Here is a 13,594-nt window from a genome sequence, read left to right as displayed (position 1 = left end):
GGTGGAAAGAAATTTCTTACTATGCTGCCTTCCAAGCTACTAGGAAGGCTGAAGAATGGGGACATCAAAAAAAACGACCGAGACACCGTTAAGGGCGGCAGACAAAAGACAGGACAGTGACCACAAGAAAATATGGTCCATTGCTTGGCCGTCGATTATTGCAGGATCTAGTGCACCCCTTGTTGGTCTAGTTGATACATGGGCGATAGGCCACCTTCCGGAGGCAAAACATCTCGCAGCCATTGCCTTTGCTTCAACAATTTTTACTTATATATTTTGGGCTTTTGGTTTTCTTCGTATGGGTACAACAGGCTTGATTGCTCAAAGTATAGGAAAATATAGAAACCCGGAAAATCAGAAAGCGGCTTTAGCGCGAGTCATGATACGAGCCCTTTTCTTTGCTTTTTTTATTGGCGGCATCTTATTGATTTTTCAAGCTATCTTTTTTCAGACAGCCGCATCTCTTTTAAGCCCACCAACCCCTGTAATTGATGCATCAAAGCCATATTATGATATTCGAATATGGTCTTCTATTGCAACTTTGTCCATTTATGGAATAAATGGTTATCTCATTGGCACGGCTCAAGCGAAGATGAGTTTAGGCCTTACATTGAGCCTAAACATACTTAACGGCGCTCTTAATTTTCTCTTTGTTGTTGGGTTAAACCTCGGTGTGGCAGGTGTCGCTCTAGGCACCCTTATTGCGGAGTGGATTGTTGTCCTTCTCGGATTGGTTATCCTAGTAAAGCAACTGGGAAGTAGAACCCTGCTCTTTGCTGTTACAAACAAATTAACTTGGCACAGAGACAAACTTCTTCGTTTTATTAACATCAATAGCGCTCTTTTTATTCGAACCCTACTCTTGATAACGGCTCTTGCGATGGTAACCCGCGAAGCCGCAGTCTATGGTGCTGAAACCATGGCTGCTGCCCAAGTATTGATGGTCTATATGCTCTTAATTTCCCTGGGCCTTGATGGATTCGCCTATGCCGCAGAAGCGCTTGCAGGGGCTGCTTACGGCGCGAAAGATAAAAGACAATTTAAAGCTTTCGTCATAAAGGGTTTTATCTGGTCAGCAGGGGCTTCGGTACTTTATACGGTTTTGTTTGGCACCTTTTCACCCATCATTACTGCACTGTTAACAGACATTCCTAATGTAAGGCTTGAAGTGAGTAAGGCTTATCTGCCCCTAACCTTTTTACCTATGATTGCCTTTTCTTGCTATCAATTTGATGGTGTCTTTATCGGCGCTACAGCCAGCAAGGCAATGATGGGAACTATGCTTATAGCTTTTATCCCTTATATCTTTAGCCTCTCCTATCTAGCAGAGATGTATGGCATTGCTGGTATTTGGTGGGCGTTAACGCTCTTTATGGGTCTGAGAGGTGGGGCTCAGCTTGTTTGGTATCCCTTTATCCTGCGCCGCATGGAAAAGGAACCAACAAAAAGGGCCTCTCAATAAAAAACCCCTGGGTTCGGAAACCCAGAGGTAAAATTTCAGTGATTATAATTTCTGTAAAAACGAGCCTCTATTCAGCAGCTGCGTCTTTTGCTTTCTTAACTTGTTTCTTCACTTTAAGAGCTGCAGCAGAAAGGTTTTCATTGCGCTGCTTCAAAAGGAAGTTATCAAGGCCGTCATTATGCTCAACAGAACGAAGAGCGTGAGTTGACAGTCTGAAAGAGAATGAGCGACCGAGTACTTCTGACATCAAGGTAGCTTTTTTTAGGTTTGGTAGGAAACGACGACGTGTCTTATTATGAGCGTGAGAAACGTTGTTACCTGTCATTACGGCTTTGCCGGTTAGTTCACATACGCGAGCCATGATCTTTATCCTTTTATTTCTACAAACGATCCACTCTATAAATAGTGGAAAAGCTTGGAATCTTTTGATCTATGTTTCAATTTACGATCTTGAATTATTCAAGAACCCGCCGCGTATACGCGAGTCGTGGCCTTGGGTCAAGAAAATCTTTGGAAAAAGCGCAGAACCCTGCGCCTTCATGATTTATTTCTTTAACCCTATATGATTTTTTAATTTTATCCTTGTCTCTAGCCTGCTATGTGCTTTTCTAGGACTATAATTTAATGAGCACAATCATGTCTGCGATTAAGGCCGTTCTTGGCCCAACAAATACTGGCAAAACCCATTATGCTATCGAGCGCATGCTCGCACACCAATCTGGAGTTATGGGTTTTCCTCTCCGTCTCCTTGCCAGGGAAGTCTACGACCGTGTTGTTGCCGCCAAAGGCAAAAACCAAGTCGCCCTTATCACCGGGGAAGAGCGTATCATACCGGACGGCGCGCGCTATACTTTAGCGACTGTAGAAGCGATGCCGCGTCATTCAGGGGCTCATTTTGTAGCAATCGATGAAATTCAAATGTGTGAGGACAAACAGCGCGGACATGTTTTTACGGAACACCTTCTTCATTCTAGAGGATCACAAGAAACTCTCTTTCTAGGATCAGATACCATGGAGCGGATGATCCGTCGATTGGTTCCTACTATTGAAATTCTGCGCCGCGATCGTTTTTCTATTCTTTCATATTGCAAACCTTTGAAGGTTTCAAAACTACCGAGACGGACCGCTCTTGTTGGTTTCTCCTCGGATGATGTATATGCTTTCGCCGAAATTTTACGTCGCCAAAAAGGAGGGGCTGCCATTGTCATGGGTGCCCTTAGCCCTAGAACCCGCAATGCTCAGGTTGAGCTTTACCAAAATGGTGAAGTTGATTATTTAGTGGCAACCGATGCTATTGGCATGGGGCTAAACATGGAAATTGATACTATTGTTTTTTCTGGCCTCACAAAATTTGACGGCGAACGCGTTAGACAACTCCGCCCTGCTGAACTGGGTCAAATTGCAGGCCGTGCTGGCCGCTATCGAACAAATGGGAAATTCACGACACTTGCTGGCCAAGGCGATGGTAATCAATTGGATTTGGATATTGTCAGTAAAATTGAAGACCATAAGTTTGATCCTGTGAAAGCACTTCAATGGCGGTCCAGCAAATTAGATTTTGCATCCCCTCTTCGGCTAATAAAATCTCTTGAGCAAAAACCTATGACAGAGGGTCTTTATCTAACTCGTGATAGTGTTGATGTGAAGGCCCTTAAGGCCCTTTCTCAAAATGACGATATCGCAAAAAAAGCGTCTCATAGTGGGGCCGTTCAAACTCTCTGGTCTGTTTGTCAAATTCCTGACTTTAGAAAAATCTCTGATGCAGACCATTACAGCCTTCTATCCCGCATATACTGTGACCTTATGGGCACAAAAGGCGTAATTGATGAAGACTTTATGGCAAGAAGTGTAAAGCGACTTGACAATAAGGGCGGGGATATAGATACCTTGGCCCAGCGATTGGCGTCTATCCGTGTATGGACTTATATATCGCATAGAAAAAACTGGCTTAAAGATGCTGAGCATTGGGCCCATGTAACCCGCAGTGTTGAAGATTCACTATCTGACGCATTGCATGAAAGATTAACGCAGCGGTTTGTAGACCGACGAACAGCGGTACTGTTAAAGTCGCTGCGTCAAAAAGGCATATTAAAAGTGGATATCAATAACGAAACAAACAAGGTGAGTGTTGACGGCCTTGAAATTGGCGAACTTAAGGGATTTACCTTTGTTACAGAAGGCGGCCCTGCTCGCGATGACCATGCTAAACTCATGGAAGAAGCAAAGAAAGCTCTCGCTTCAGAAATGACCCGTCGTGTTAAACTCTTTGGTAATGTTGGGGTCAAAACCCTTGAATTTAATTTTGACAATGGTTTGCATGCCCCCCGGCTTGTATGGGAAGGCTCGCCCCTTGCCACAGTAACAGATTCCAGTGCGATGTTTGCGCCCCGCGTAAAAATGCTTGAAGGCACCCTTTTAGAAGGGGAAAATAGCACCACTGTTCAAGAGTTGATTCAAAAATGGCTTGATGAGCGCATTGCTGAGAAAATGGAAAATCTTGTTAAACTTGGCCAAGAGCTAAACGGCGAGATTGAAGCCCCAGAAGGGACAGAACCTCTCTCAGGCATAACACGTGGTATAGCCTACCAAGTCTTTGAAAACTTTGGTGTCCTCCCAAGGTCTGCCGTTGGTGCAGAACTGCGTCAACTGGATCAAGAAGCTCGTAAAGGCTTACGACGGTTTGGTATTCGGATCGGAACAAACAGTCTTTACATTCCTTTAATTCTTAAGCCCCATGCCACAGAAATGCGGTTGATGATGTGGGCACAAAAGAATGGTCATGACAGTCTTCCGACGCTCCCAACTCCTGGTATGGTCTGGGTAGATGTTGAAAAATCAGCTCCTCGTGCCTTTTACGAACTTGCTGGGTTTATCGTGACTGGCACAAAAGCCATTCGTATGGATATGTTTGAGCGTCTTGCGGATGCCGTTCGCCCTCTAGGAATGAAGCCGGAAGATATTGATGCTGCTGACTTTGATGGTTTCTTTGAAGTATCTCCAGAAATTATGGGACTCGTTGGTCTTTCCGGAAGTGACTTTGCTGAAGTCATGACTGCCATTGGCTACAGCCATGAAGTGAGACAACTTGACCCAGTAAAAATCGAAAAAGAAGGCGACGCTACAGAAACCAATGCTGAAGCAACACCGACCGAAGTTTCTGACGAAACAGCGATTGTAAACACCCCTACTGAAGAAGCTGAAAAGCCTGTTGATGTCGCGGCTTCTGATACAATTGAGCCAGACCCGACCCCAGCTGAAACAAACTCTGAACAGAATGAAGCGACAGAAGAAGAAAAAGTAGAGCGCTTCTTCTTTAAGTGGGCGCCAAAACGTTTCTCTGCGAAACCGCGTGGTGGTAAGCCAACAGGTAAAAAGCCATTCAAAGGCAAAAAGCCCGGACAAAAAGGCGGAAAACAACAGTCTCGACCTTCTCATCCTAAAAAGAAGGAAAAAGTTGCTGATCCTGATAGCCCTTTTGCTGCCCTAGCCAGCCTGAAAGATGCCTTGAAGAAATAACCCTCCTAGGGAGACAGAAAGTGACAGAAGCGGGCATGAAAGAGCGAGTGGATATCTGGCTTTGGCATGCCCGTTTTTTTAAAACTCGGTCCATAGCGACCAAACTTGTTAAAGCTAAAAAAGTCCGCGTGAACGGTACTGTGATTAGCAAACCAAGCAGCTCTATCAGTGTGGGTGATGTCTTAACCTTCGTTAAGGAGGGGGATGTTCGAATTATAGAAATCAAAGCTCTCTCGACACACCGAGGTCCCTACAGCGAAGCAAAAGAACTTTATGAAGACCTATCTCCAGACCCCGTTCCTAAACACGCCAATAAAGATAGACGATATAACCCTGCACGCGAACAAGGAATGGGCCGGCCCACGAAAAAAGACCGTCGGGCTTATGAGAAACTGACAGAGAGCCAAGAATAAGTTCTTATTAATGATAACCATTCTCAAAAAACAGGAAATTCAACGGTTTGCGCATATTTCTGTTGTGATGTTTTAAATTTTTGTGCATATAAAATATCGACGGCTCACCAGCCTATAGGGTGAGTCAGGATTATAAAAATCGGAGATGTTCCATGACCTATGTGGTTACAGAAGCCTGCATTAACTGTAAATATACAGATTGCGTAGAAGTTTGCCCTGTTGATTGTTTTTATGAAGGCGAAAACATGCTGGTCATTAACCCCAATGAATGTATTGATTGTGGTGTCTGTGAACCAGAGTGTCCCGCCGAAGCTATTCTGCCAGATACAGAGGATGGCCTTGATGAATGGCTAGAAATCAATACAAAATTCTCCGAATCATGGCCAAATATCACAGTTCAAAAGGATCCAATGCCAGATGCCGAGGACTGGGATGGAAAAGATGATAAAAAAGAGCTGTTGAGCGAAAACCCTGGGGATGGTGATTAAGTCTCACTTCTAAATAATTGAAAAATATACAAAAAGTCAGGGTTTCCCTGGCTTTTTTTGTTGAGTAATTTTATTTCAATATGGGCCTGTTAAAAAGGTGACATTTATGTTACAATGTTCCTTGTTACAGCAGAAACCAGCCTGAAAGAGGCCTTCCGCTGTTTTTTTTGGCTCCAATCACGGTCAGCGGCATTCACCCCTGAAGAGAGTGATTGAGTTATAATGTATAAGCCTGAACTTATCTCGCTAACACATACTTAGCGATAGGGCTTTTTTTAGTGTCTATAGACTTTCTGCCTCTTGGTGCTGATGCTCAGCAGACCATAAGAAAGACCAAATAGATACATCAATGTAAAGGATTAGAATGACCATGGCGTCTAAGTCTGAAAAAAATTCATATAATGTTGGCGATTATGTTGTGTACCCTAAGCATGGGGTAGGACATATTATCGATATTGAAAAAGAAGAAATTGCCGGCATTTCATTAGAGCTTTATGTTATCCGTTTTGAAAAAGAACGCATGACCCTAAGGGTTCCAATGAATAAAGTTCGCTCAAGTGGCATGCGTCGCCTTTCTAACGAGAGTAAACTTCAAGAAGCTTTCACAACACTTAAAGGCCGCGCACGGATTAAGCGGACAATGTGGTCACGCCGTGCTCAAGAATATGAAGCCAAAATCAATAGTGGTGACCTTATTTCAATTGCTGAAGTTGTCAGAGATCTCCATCGTAAAGAAGATCAGCCAGAGCAATCATATTCTGAGCGTCAAATTTATGAAAGTGCTCTTGGTCGTTTGGCGCGGGAATTAGCTGCAGTAGAAGATATCGATGAAGAAGCGGCTATTTCAAAGCTTGAGCAAGAACTCAGCGCTGCATAGTAATATGCCTCGCCTTTTAAATTAAAAAAAGCCCTGTTGTTGCAGGGCTTTTTACTTTCTAAGTCTCAGGCACATCCCTTACATCAAACTAACGCCTAAGCGCGCACAAATATCATCTAACTGCTCTAAGGTTAAGTAGTCGATAGAAAGTTTGCCCGCTTCGCCTTTATGATCAATCGTAACTTTCATTCCAACAGTCTCTGATAAATCTTTTTCAAGAGCTAAGGTGTCAGCGTCTTTTGACTTTCCAGACGTGCCGCCAGGCCGAGGTTCCCGTTTGCCTTTGCCTTTAACTTCTTTCGCAAGTTCTTCTGTCTGTCTAACGGAAAGCCCTTCGGCCAAAACACGGCGCGCAAGAACAGCCGGATCAGCTGCTCCGATAAGAGCGCGTGCATGACCCATAGAAAGTTGACCTTCATTAACCATCTCTTGAACGCTATCCGGTAATGTTAATAAACGAAGAAGGTTTGCCACATGAGAACGGCTTTTAGAGACAAGCTTTGAAACGACTTCTTGTGTATGGCCAAATTCATTCATCAGACGGCGGTAGCCAATTGCTTCTTCTACTGGTGTTAAATCACGACGCTGAATATTTTCAATCAACCCGATTTCAAGAACTTCCCCATCATCCAAGTCTCGAATAACAACAGGAACTTCATAGACACCTGCCTTTTGAGCGGCACGCCATCGGCGCTCCCCGGCAACGATCTCAAATTTATCCTTAGCCAACTCCCTCACTAAAATAGGTTGCAAGAGGCCTTTGGTTTTGATTGAAGCGGATAATTCTTCAATGGCTGCTTCATCAAACATTAAGCGTGGTTGTTTTTGATTGCGGACAAGATATTCTATAGGAAGACGCCGTCTACCCTCTGCCTTTTCTCCTGCTGCAAGTTCTGTAGCGGGAACCGCATCAGACGCTGTTTGAACAACAGGCGCTGCATCACCGATCAATGCGGACAGACCTTTTCCTAATCCTTTTTTCTTGATACCTGCCATAAATCTCTCTTTTTCTTATGGTTTCTTTTTTACAAGATTGGTTTCACCTATGCGGCAATAGAAGTGCCTGTTCGTTTTAACATTTCTGTTGCCAATTGAATATAGGCGCGGCTTCCTGGGCAGCTATGATCATACATGAGAACCGGCACACCGTGGCTGGGTGCCTCTGTTACCCGAATATTTCTTGGAATAACCGTCGTATAAACTCTATCACCAAGGTAATCTCTTACATCTTCCTCTACTTGAGCGGATAAGTTGCTCCGTCTATCATACATTGTTAAGACAACACCATTGATCTCGAGATCTGGATTTAGTGCGCCCTGAACTTGCTGAATTGTATTCAATAAAAGACTTAGACCCTCAAGTGCAAAAAATTCAGTTTGTAAAGGAACAAGCACCCCTGATGCCGCAACAAGAGCATTCAGTGTGAGCAGGGACAAAGACGGCGGACAGTCTATGAAGATAAAATCAAAATGTTGCTCTGAGACAACTTTTTCAATAGCCTGTTTTAGTCTATAGTTCCGCTGCGGCATTTCAGCCAATTCGAGGTCTGCTGCTGACAAATCAACTGTTGAGGGCACAAGGAATAGCCCTTTAACTGATGTTTCTACGATGGCATCAGCCATAGCTGCGACACCCAAAACAACGTCATAGGATGTTATTTCTCGGCTAGCCCGGTCAATTCCAAACCCTGTGCTGGCATTTCCTTGAGGATCTAGATCTATCACAAGCACAGATTTACCAACAGCTGCCATCGCTGTAGCAAGGTTTATCGCAGTGGTGGTTTTACCCACCCCGCCTTTTTGATTAGCAACAGCAATTATATGATTTGTAGACATTCTAACCCGATCCCTAAGTGTTTTTTAAAATATTTTCTTTTAATATCAACAACTTAGATGTTTTTAATATTGTATAACCTTAAGATCACCCCACTTGAATCTGTTAGGCTTTCAAATCTTTCAATTTCCATAGTCCATGACTTTTTTGCTAAGGTCAATTCATCATCTGCGATTGCGCCCTTTAAAAGCCACATCTCAGTAGCCTCTCCTATGAACGGCCTCGTCCAATCTAAGAGTTTCTCTATAGTTGCACAAGCCCTGCTTGTTATGAGGTCAACAGGAAAAACATCGAGATCTTCTATTCTTTCATTGTGAACTTTCGCCTGTAATTTGTTAGATCTGGCAACTTGGCCCATAAAAATTGCCTTTTTATGATTCGATTCGACCATGTGGGCTTGCCCCAACCCCATTGCAGAAAGGACCAGTCCAGGAAACCCCGCGCCGGATCCAATATCTAGGTAGGTAAGTTCTCTCTCTCCATGTATTTTTCGAATAAGAGGGTAGAGTTGTGCACTGTCTAAAAAGTGCCTTTCCCAAAGGTCTGGTAGCGTTGAGTTTGCAATGAGGTTTTTTGCTGGCTGCCACTTTTGAAGTAACGCTGCATATTTCTCAAGACTGTCACATGTTTCACGTGAAACATCTAAATGTGCTTTTATGATATCTATAGACATAGAACCTCGCTTATGCCGCAGAGCTTGCAGATTTAGGCCGACGTATGTGTGTTAGTAAAATTGTTAAGGCCGCTGGCGTCACACCGGCAACACGGGCTGCAGCGCCTAAAGTAGCTGGACGACTTTGTGATAGCTTTTCTTTCATTTCATTTGAAAGCCCCGCCACAATGCTATAGTCAAGATCGTCAGGAATTACGAGAGCTTCATCTTTTCTAAAGTTATCAATATCCGCTTTTTGACGTTCTAAATACCCTGCGTAGAGTGCGTCTATTTCAAGCTGTTTTCGAACGGCGGGCTTAATATCTGTGAGTTCTTTTGGCCATACGCGCAGCAAATCATCAAAAGAAACACTATTGAAACCCAGTAAAGTTTCTCCGCTGCGTCTTACTCCGTCCTTGTTTAACCGAATACCAAAAGTTTCTGCCTCGTTCGGTGTTAGGGTTAAAGACTTAAGAATAGCGCTTGCGTCGTCAATCGCTTGCTTCTTCAGGCGGTAAGTTTTGTGCCGGACCGGGCTGATCAAGCCTGCCCTAACACCCTTCTCTGTTAGTCTTTGGTCTGCATTATCCGCTCTCAAGTGAAGTCTATATTCAGCTCGACTGGTAAACATTCTATAAGGCTCTTTCGTGCCTTGAGTGACTAAGTCGTCAATCATCACCCCAATATAAGCGTCTGCTCGATCTAACAAGAATGGCTCTTTATCCTGAGAGGTGTGTGCAGCATTTACCCCTGCCATCAAGCCTTGGGCTGCAGCCTCTTCATAGCCGGTGGTTCCATTAATTTGGCCTGCTAGATATAAGCCTTGGGCTTTATGGGTTTCAAGTGTTGGTTTTAATTCGCGCGGGTCGACGAAATCATATTCAATAGCATAGCCATACTGAATAATCTTGGTAGTCTCAAGTCCTGGGATTGATGCTATCAATTTATCTTGAACATCCTCGGGCAAGCTTGTTGAAATTCCATTCGGATAGACTGTATGGTCGTCAAGCCCTTCTGGTTCAAGGAATATCTGATGACTATCCTTGTCACTAAAGCGAACAATCTTATCCTCTATGGATGGACAATACCTCGGTCCAGAACTTTCAATTTGACCACTATACATGGGGGACCTATGAATATTCTCTTGAATAATTTCATGGGTTTCCTTGGTGGTTCTTGTAATATAGCAAGGGATTTGGGGTACTTGAATTTCATCGGTCAGAAAAGAAAAAGCATAAGGTTCTTCATCACTTGGCTGAGGAATACACTGGTCCCAGTCAATGGTGCGCCCATCAAGACGGGCTGGTGTACCTGTTTTAAGACGCCCTAAACTAAACCCAATTTTCTCTAAAGTGGCCGAGAGTCCCAGCGCAGGATCTTCTCCTGCCCGCCCCGCTGGAATTTTCTTCTCTCCCAAATGGATCATTCCCCTCAAAAAGGTTCCTGTTGTTAAAATTACAGCTTTTGAAGAGATCTTCTGCCCGTCTCCCAGAACAACGCCCTGAACCGAATACCGGTCTTCCTTTTTGTCAATCAGCAAATCTTCCACACTTGCAGCTTCCACCTTTAGGTTTGGATAGGAAAACAAAATCTTTTGCATGGCTTCTTTATATAGTTTGCGATCGCTTTGACATCTCGGCCCTTGTACTGCAGGGCCTTTACGCCGATTAAGTAGGCGAAATTGTATACCAGATAGATCTGCTACCCGACCCATCAAGCCATCAAGAGCGTCAATTTCACGCACAAGATGTCCCTTGCCCAAACCACCAATCGCCGGATTACAAGACATTTCCCCTACTGTTTCGAGTTTATGGGTGAGAAGGAGTGTTGACGCTCCAGCCCGTGCAGAAGCTGCAGCTGCATCACATCCTGCATGACCGCCGCCGATCACAATAACATCATAGTCAATAGGAGCCATCACATGTCCTTGAGGTAAGATCATTTCATCTGTGTGATCTGATATAGACGAGGACGCCAAAAGTCAATAATAACAGGCTTGGAAGCAGCGTCCCATCCTGGGTCACTAGATTATTTTCCAATACAAAAGTCTGAAAAAATTACATCAAGCAATTCTTCAACATCAATTAAACCTGTGATGGATCCAAGACAGCGCGCTGCCATGCGCACGTCTTCAGCTGCAAGAACAGCGTCTAAGGTGGCTGATTGATCAAATCGCTCTAAGTGGCTTATACATTCTTCTAAAGCAGTTCGGTGGCGCATTCTGGTTAATATAGGCGCTTCATTAATCTCCATTTGCGCTACAGAATAGCGCTCCACCTTCTCCAGTAGGTCTGAAATTCCTTGCTGTGTCACACTAGAGGTTGTTGTCACTTCAACAGGTCTCAAGGATGGATGTTTCACGTGAAACATCGCCGGATCCAAATCAGCTTTATCGCTCTGAGAAAAAACAACGAAGCTTCGGTCGTCAATAAGCTCCAGTGTTTCACGTGAAACATCTGGCCATTCATCTGCTCTAATTGTAATCAGCTTCAAGTGGGCTTGTTCTGCTTTGTTAAGAGCTCTTTTAATGCCTTCACTCTCAACTTTTCCTGCATTCTCTCTAATCCCTGCTGTATCAATGAATCGTACGGGATACCCCCCAAGATCTAAGTTGACCTCTATTGCATCTCTTGTTGTGCCCGCTTCATCTGAAACAATAGCAACATCTGATTGAGCCAACGCATTCATAAGAGATGACTTGCCTGCGTTTGGGGCTCCTAAAATAACAATGGTAAATCCATTTCTAAGAGCTTGTCCTTTGTTATTATCATCCAAATGGCCCTTAAGGTCTGAGCAGAGAGTCCTTATTTTCGGGCGGGCTGCCTCGGCAACACCCTCCGGAAGGTCTTCATCTGGAAAATCAATGTCGGCTTCTAAATGTGCAAGAAGAGAAACTAAGTCACGGCGCCAACCTTCATATAAATGACGAAGAGCTCCGTCCATTTGCCGCAGCGCCAACTGTCTTTGAGCTGCCGTTTGAGCATGAATTAAATCGTTCAACCCTTCTGCTTCCGTCAGGTCCATTTTCCCGTTTTCAAAGGCCCGTCTTGTAAATTCCCCGGGCTCTGCCATGCGCAAAGATTTGTTTTTATGAAGGGTTGAGAGCACCCCTTCCGTCACTGCCCTGCCGCCATGAATATGAAGCTCGACAACATCTTCCCCTGTAAAGCTATACGGCTCCTTGAAAGGTAATGCGAGAGCGTGATCAAGATGAGACCTATCGTCCGGGTCTTTCAACTTACATAATGTTGCAACCCTTGGTTCAAAATCATGTCGTCCAGTCAACGTTGTTAGGGCTTCAAAACTATCTGGACCGCTGAGGCGAATAACAGCAACGCCTGCGGTCCCTGCCCCAGACGACAAAGCATAAATGGTTTTTTGAGCCGTCATTTAGTCTTTTTGACCTCCCAGCATGCCAAGAAACATTTTCTGAAAGTCGGCCATGTTTTGGCTAGCTCCGGTTGCTCCCTCCGTCCATGATTTCATTAAAGAATCTAAATTTGATACATCAAACCCGTCTTCCATGCGCTCTTTCATTTTATCAATAAGCGCCTCATTAAGAGGGGTTACATCCGGGAGACCCATCATGCGTCGCGCTTCTTCTGGGGTGCAGTCTATAGTAATTTTAATTTCCATTATCCTGTCTCCTGACTTATATCTTTGCTATAACGGATTAAATTTTTAGGTCTAGATAATTCTGAAAGTCTCACTGTGCCGCAACTCTCTCTTCATACACCTATAGCTGATATCACACTCTATGAACATCAAGAGAAAATAGTGGCTCTTGATTGGGGTTGGGTTGAGGATCAAGAAAAGAGTCCTCTTTTACTAGAAGCAAAAAACCAATTAGATGCCTATTTTGATGGCCAGTTAACATCGTTTGACTTACCTCTGGATCCTTATGGAACAGATCATCAAAAACGTGTTTGGACTCGTATGGCATCTATTCAGTATGGGGAAACTATGAGTTATGGCGCATTAGCAAAAAACCTTTCTTCCAGCGCTCAGGCTGTAGGAACTGCCTGTGGCAGAAATCCAATCCCCATCATTCTACCCTGCCATCGTGTTGTGGCGACAGGTGAGAAAGGCAGCGAAAAATGGCTCGGTGGATATTCTGGCGATGGAGGCATTTGGACTAAGAAAGCCCTACTCATTTTAGAAGAAATTTTAGAACCTGAACTCTTCTAAAAGGAAATCCATAAAGAAAGCTCTTCCAAAATTGAGGAAAAACTAAAAGTCTTCAATTTCGCATTTTAAAGCCCTTAGAGAGTCTAACTGCCCTTTTGAAGGTAATCATACAGGGATGTAGGGAGTTCGAGTCTTCTTGGTCTTTATTTTAAGTCATAGATTTAA

13 protein-coding genes are annotated in these 13,594 nt (G+C 44.0%); 6 read left to right on the top strand and 7 right to left on the bottom strand.

Features of this window, described 5'->3' with window-relative positions; translation table 11 throughout:
* Window positions 1–55 precede the first annotated feature (55 nt).
* A complete protein-coding gene (locus QGN29_RS04750) occupies window positions 56–1,462 on the top strand; it encodes an MATE family efflux transporter (RefSeq protein WP_310799536.1) in 1,407 nt (468 codons plus the stop codon).
* A gap of 67 nt (window positions 1,463–1,529) precedes the next feature.
* Here QGN29_RS04750 and rpmB read toward each other — a convergent pair whose 3' ends face one another.
* Window positions 1,530–1,823 (bottom strand): 50S ribosomal protein L28, encoded by a 294-nt coding sequence (gene rpmB / locus QGN29_RS04745; RefSeq protein ID WP_310799535.1) that lies wholly within the window; start codon window positions 1,821–1,823, stop codon window positions 1,530–1,532.
* 275 nt (window positions 1,824–2,098) lie between these two features.
* Between rpmB and QGN29_RS04740 the strand changes: the two genes are divergently transcribed.
* The 4 genes from QGN29_RS04740 (at window position 2,099) to QGN29_RS04725 (ending at window position 6,756) form a co-directional block, all read left to right on the top strand.
* Window positions 2,099–4,978: a helicase-related protein gene (locus QGN29_RS04740; protein ID WP_310799534.1), complete on the top strand. Its 2,880-nt coding sequence runs from the start codon at window positions 2,099–2,101 to the stop codon at window positions 4,976–4,978.
* 20 nt (window positions 4,979–4,998) lie between these two features.
* Window positions 4,999–5,391 (top strand): Hsp15 family ribosome-associated heat shock protein, encoded by a 393-nt coding sequence (locus QGN29_RS04735; RefSeq protein ID WP_310799533.1) that lies wholly within the window; start codon window positions 4,999–5,001, stop codon window positions 5,389–5,391.
* A gap of 152 nt (window positions 5,392–5,543) precedes the next feature.
* The gene (gene fdxA / locus QGN29_RS04730) at window positions 5,544–5,879 is read left to right on the top strand and encodes a ferredoxin FdxA (RefSeq protein WP_310799532.1); all 336 of its coding nucleotides are present in this window, start codon (window positions 5,544–5,546) and stop codon (window positions 5,877–5,879) included.
* Between the two features lie 370 nt (window positions 5,880–6,249).
* Complete coding sequence (locus QGN29_RS04725; protein WP_375164678.1) at window positions 6,250–6,756, top strand: CarD family transcriptional regulator; 507 nt, start codon at window positions 6,250–6,252, stop codon at window positions 6,754–6,756.
* Window positions 6,757–6,834: 78 nt separating this feature from the next.
* Here the strand turns inward: QGN29_RS04725 and QGN29_RS04720 are convergent, their stop codons facing one another.
* The 6 genes from QGN29_RS04720 to QGN29_RS04695 all read right to left on the bottom strand — a co-directional run bounded on the left by QGN29_RS04720 (window position 6,835) and on the right by QGN29_RS04695 (window position 12,877).
* Window positions 6,835–7,752 (bottom strand): ParB/RepB/Spo0J family partition protein, encoded by a 918-nt coding sequence (locus QGN29_RS04720; RefSeq protein WP_310799530.1) that lies wholly within the window; start codon window positions 7,750–7,752, stop codon window positions 6,835–6,837.
* A 47-nt stretch (window positions 7,753–7,799) separates the two neighbouring features.
* Window positions 7,800–8,591 (bottom strand): ParA family protein, encoded by a 792-nt coding sequence (locus tag QGN29_RS04715; protein WP_310799529.1) that lies wholly within the window; start codon window positions 8,589–8,591, stop codon window positions 7,800–7,802.
* A gap of 53 nt (window positions 8,592–8,644) precedes the next feature.
* Window positions 8,645–9,262, bottom strand: coding sequence for a 16S rRNA (guanine(527)-N(7))-methyltransferase RsmG (rsmG, locus tag QGN29_RS04710; protein ID WP_310799528.1), 618 nt, complete (start codon window positions 9,260–9,262; stop codon window positions 8,645–8,647).
* Window positions 9,263–9,272: 10 nt separating this feature from the next.
* Complete coding sequence (gene mnmG, locus QGN29_RS04705) at window positions 9,273–11,159, bottom strand: tRNA uridine-5-carboxymethylaminomethyl(34) synthesis enzyme MnmG (protein WP_310799527.1); 1,887 nt, start codon at window positions 11,157–11,159, stop codon at window positions 9,273–9,275.
* A gap of 110 nt (window positions 11,160–11,269) precedes the next feature.
* A complete protein-coding gene (gene mnmE, locus QGN29_RS04700) occupies window positions 11,270–12,631 on the bottom strand; it encodes a tRNA uridine-5-carboxymethylaminomethyl(34) synthesis GTPase MnmE (protein ID WP_310799526.1) in 1,362 nt (453 codons plus the stop codon).
* Complete coding sequence (locus tag QGN29_RS04695) at window positions 12,632–12,877, bottom strand: DUF6489 family protein (RefSeq protein WP_310799525.1); 246 nt, start codon at window positions 12,875–12,877, stop codon at window positions 12,632–12,634. It abuts the gene before it with no gap.
* 75 nt (window positions 12,878–12,952) lie between these two features.
* Here QGN29_RS04695 and QGN29_RS04690 point away from each other — a divergent pair, with 75 nt between their 5' ends.
* Window positions 12,953–13,429, top strand: coding sequence for a methylated-DNA--[protein]-cysteine S-methyltransferase (locus tag QGN29_RS04690; RefSeq protein WP_310799524.1), 477 nt, complete (start codon window positions 12,953–12,955; stop codon window positions 13,427–13,429).
* The last annotated feature ends 165 nt before the right edge of the window (window positions 13,430–13,594 follow it).

Source organism: Temperatibacter marinus (assembly GCF_031598375.1).
In the GTDB taxonomy this organism is placed as follows: Bacteria; Pseudomonadota; Alphaproteobacteria; order Sphingomonadales; family Kordiimonadaceae; genus Temperatibacter; species Temperatibacter marinus.
This window is presented reverse-complemented; position numbering and strand designations above follow the sequence as displayed.

Bases quoted from the DNA above. Each gene is read 5' to 3' on its own strand.
- fdxA (WP_310799532.1), top strand. From the start codon at position 5,544: ATGACCTATGTGGTTACAGAAGCCTGCATTAACTGTAAATATACAGAT.
- mnmE (WP_310799526.1), bottom strand. From the start codon at position 12,631: ATGACGGCTCAAAAAACCATTTATGCTTTGTCGTCTGGGGCAGGGACC.
- QGN29_RS04740 (WP_310799534.1), top strand. From the start codon at position 2,099: ATGTCTGCGATTAAGGCCGTTCTTGGCCCAACAAATACTGGCAAAACC.
- rpmB (WP_310799535.1), bottom strand. From the start codon at position 1,823: ATGGCTCGCGTATGTGAACTAACCGGCAAAGCCGTAATGACAGGTAAC.
- rsmG (WP_310799528.1), bottom strand. From the start codon at position 9,262: ATGTCTATAGATATCATAAAAGCACATTTAGATGTTTCACGTGAAACA.
- QGN29_RS04720 (WP_310799530.1), bottom strand. From the start codon at position 7,752: ATGGCAGGTATCAAGAAAAAAGGATTAGGAAAAGGTCTGTCCGCATTG.
- QGN29_RS04725 (WP_375164678.1), top strand. From the start codon at position 6,250: ATGGCGTCTAAGTCTGAAAAAAATTCATATAATGTTGGCGATTATGTT.
- QGN29_RS04695 (WP_310799525.1), bottom strand. From the start codon at position 12,877: ATGGAAATTAAAATTACTATAGACTGCACCCCAGAAGAAGCGCGACGC.
- mnmG (WP_310799527.1), bottom strand. From the start codon at position 11,159: ATGGCTCCTATTGACTATGATGTTATTGTGATCGGCGGCGGTCATGCA.
- QGN29_RS04715 (WP_310799529.1), bottom strand. From the start codon at position 8,591: ATGTCTACAAATCATATAATTGCTGTTGCTAATCAAAAAGGCGGGGTG.
- QGN29_RS04750 (WP_310799536.1), top strand. From the start codon at position 56: ATGGGGACATCAAAAAAAACGACCGAGACACCGTTAAGGGCGGCAGAC.